The 2,442-nt window shown below is 65.4% G+C and carries 4 protein-coding genes and 1 tRNA gene; 4 read left to right on the top strand and 1 reads right to left on the bottom strand.

The window, feature by feature from the left end:
* Together VFB18_RS12810 and VFB18_RS12805 are read left to right on the top strand one after the other, a co-directional pair.
* Positions 1–127: acetyl-CoA carboxylase biotin carboxyl carrier protein subunit (locus VFB18_RS12810; RefSeq protein ID WP_324975881.1), on the top strand; the 127-nt coding region annotated here is incomplete at its 5' end.
* A gap of 124 nt (positions 128–251) precedes the next feature.
* Positions 252–557 carry an acylphosphatase gene (locus tag VFB18_RS12805; RefSeq protein WP_324975878.1) on the top strand — a complete coding sequence of 102 codons (306 nt, stop codon included), beginning with the start codon at positions 252–254 and terminating at the stop codon, positions 555–557.
* A 12-nt stretch (positions 558–569) separates the two neighbouring features.
* On the opposite strand, the gene lipB is transcribed toward VFB18_RS12805, so the two are convergent.
* A complete protein-coding gene (lipB, locus tag VFB18_RS12800) occupies positions 570–1,229 on the bottom strand; it encodes a lipoyl(octanoyl) transferase LipB (protein ID WP_324975875.1) in 660 nt (219 codons plus the stop codon).
* 143 nt (positions 1,230–1,372) lie between these two features.
* Here lipB and VFB18_RS12795 point away from each other — a divergent pair.
* Together VFB18_RS12795 and VFB18_RS12790 are read left to right on the top strand one after the other, a co-directional pair.
* A tRNA-Leu gene (locus VFB18_RS12795) sits at positions 1,373–1,458 on the top strand.
* A gap of 217 nt (positions 1,459–1,675) precedes the next feature.
* A partial coding sequence (locus tag VFB18_RS12790; RefSeq protein WP_324975872.1) for a magnesium transporter occupies positions 1,676–2,442 on the top strand: 767 nt, incomplete at its 3' end.

The raw sequence follows: 2,442 nt of genomic DNA, 5'->3' as shown, positions 1-2,442 counted from the left end.
GTGCGTCGTCGAGGCGATGAAGATGGAAAACGTGCTCAAGGCCGAGCGCGACGCCAAGGTGGCAAAGATCCTGGCCAAGCCCGGCGACAGCCTCAATGTCGACGCCGTGATCCTCGAATTTGCTTAAGATAGCGTCATTCTATTTCTAATTTTCGTCATGGCCGAGCTTGTCCCGGCCATCCACGTCTTTCATCCTTAGTTAGATCGTGGATGCCCGGCACAAGGCCGGGCATGACGTCCTTGGGTTTATGATGGCGGAGAAAGCAGTAGAAACCCGCACCGTGACGGTGAGAATCGAGGGCCGGGTGCAGGGGGTCTATTACCGCGCCTGGACCTACGAGACCGCGCAATCGCTCGGGCTCGACGGCACGGTGCAGAACACGGCGGACGGCGCGGTCGAGGCGGTGTTTTCGGGTCCCGCCGATGCGGTCGCCAAGATGCTCAAGCTGTGCGAGAGGGGACCAGAAGCCGCCCGCGTGACCAAGGTCACGGTCGTGCACGAGGGCGGCTCGGTCGCGCCGGGCTTCAAGGTGATTGCGAGCGATCGCTGGCGCTAAGCCTCGCCCGCTTCAGCCGAAGACCTCGTCGAAGGCGGCCCGGAGAGCCGCGTCGACAGCATCCATGTCGGTCTTAACGCCGAGCGCCGCAAGGCTCGTCACCGGCACGCCTTGGAGCCCGCAGGGCACGATGCTTGAGAAATGCTCGAGCTCCGGATCGACGTTGAGACTCACGCCGTGAAAGCTCACCCAGCGGCGGACGCGCACGCCGATGCTCGCGATCTTGGCGCCGCGCACGAAGATGCCGACCGTGCCTTCGCGCCGCTCGCCTTCGACGCCGAGGGTGGCGAGCGCAGCGATCAGCCAATCCTCGAGCCCGGTGACGAAGGCGCGGACGTCGCGGCCGCGGGTTGCGAGATCGAGCATCACATAGACCACGCGCTGGCCCGGCCCATGATAGGTGAAACGGCCGCCGCGCCCGGAGCGGTAAACGGGAAAGCGCGTGGGCTCGAGGAGCTCGGTCTCCTTGGCGCTGGTGCCCGCGGTATAGATGGCAGGGTGCTCCAGCAGCCAGACGCACTCGCTCGCGGAGCCCTTGGCGATCGCATCCACCCTCTCATCCATGGCAGCAAGTGCCTCAGGGTAGGGCACCGGCGAACGGCTCTTGAGCCACTCGATCCCGACCTGGGCGGAGCCGCCGCCAAGCGTCCATTTGGCAAGGGTTTCGGCCATGCGCTCCAATCGTTCCGCAGGGTTTGAACCGGTCGCCAAGCCATCCTTGCACGCCTCAGGCAGGTTTGCTAAGGCAGCGGGCTCGGTTTCTTGCCGATCGGGCAGGCTATAGCCATATGTTCGGCGGAAAGCCCCAAGAATTCGCGGTCGTGGCGGAAATGGTAGACGCGCAGCGTTGAGGTCGCTGTGAGCTTCGCTCGTGGAGGTTCGATTCCTCTCGACCGCACCACTCCTAAATTGCCCGTCGTTCCAGACCAAGCGCCCGGCCTAAGCCCTTGCCGGCTCTGCGGCACTTTTGGGCTGGAAATTGGCACCCAATAAGGGTCTAGTGCCGCTCGGGCCGCGCCTGCCGAGGCAGGCCGGGAGTGGCATTGGCCGACGCCCTTTAAGGGCGCGCCCGTTGCGCTCCCGCGACGCCGGCCCTCCCGCTTGAACGCAACGCAAATTTGGCGATCGGACAGGCCATGCAGGACGCCGCAGGCGAGATCGAGCTGCGCGACGAGGAGGGCGGGATTCGCTCCGGCTTCCTGCATGCGGTGGAAGCCGCGCTCGAAGCCCACGACGCGGCCAAGGTGCGCGAGCTCACTCTTCCACTGCACGCGGCCGATCTCGCCGACCTGATGCGGCTGCTCAGGCCCGAGCAGCGCACGGAACTCGTCGGGACGCTCGGCGAAGATTTCGACGCGGCGGCTCTGCCCGAGCTCGACGAGCCGGTCCGCGACCAAGTGCTCGAAGTCATGCCGCCCGAGCAGGTGGCGGAGGCGCTCCAGGAGCTCGATTCGGACGAGGCCGTCTATGTCATCGAGGACCTCGGCAAGCAAGAACAGTCGGACATCCTTGCCAAGCTGCCGTCCTTCGAGCGGGCCGCGCTGCTGCGCAGCCTCGAATATCCCGAGGACTCGGCCGGCCGCATCATGCAGACCGACCTCATCGCCGTGCCGCCGTTCTGGTCGGTCGGCCAGACGATCGACTACATGCGCGACGCCGAGGACCTGCCCGACCGCTTCTATGAGATCTTCGTCGTCGATCCCGGCTATCACCTGATCGGGTCGGTTGCGCTCGATCGGCTGCTGCGGGCCAAACGCCCGACCAGCATCGAGTCGCTGACTAGCACCGACATCCATCCGATCGAGGTCGAAGCCGATCAGGAGGCGGTGGCGCGCGAGTTCGAGCGCTACAACCTGACCTCGGCCCCGGTGGTCGATGCCAACAA

This window comes from Methyloceanibacter sp., from assembly GCF_035650995.1.
Classification (GTDB): domain Bacteria; phylum Pseudomonadota; class Alphaproteobacteria; order Rhizobiales; family Methyloligellaceae; genus Methyloceanibacter.
The sequence above is the reverse complement of the archived record's forward strand: the minus strand, read 5'-3'. Positions and strand labels throughout refer to the sequence as shown.

What these genes read in the sequence shown, in the direction of transcription:
- VFB18_RS12805 (WP_324975878.1), top strand. Translation starts at nt 252, where the DNA reads ATGGCGGAGAAAGCAGTAGAAACCCGCACCGTGACGGTGAGAATCGAG.
- lipB (WP_324975875.1), bottom strand. Translation starts at nt 1,229, where the DNA reads ATGGCCGAAACCCTTGCCAAATGGACGCTTGGCGGCGGCTCCGCCCAG.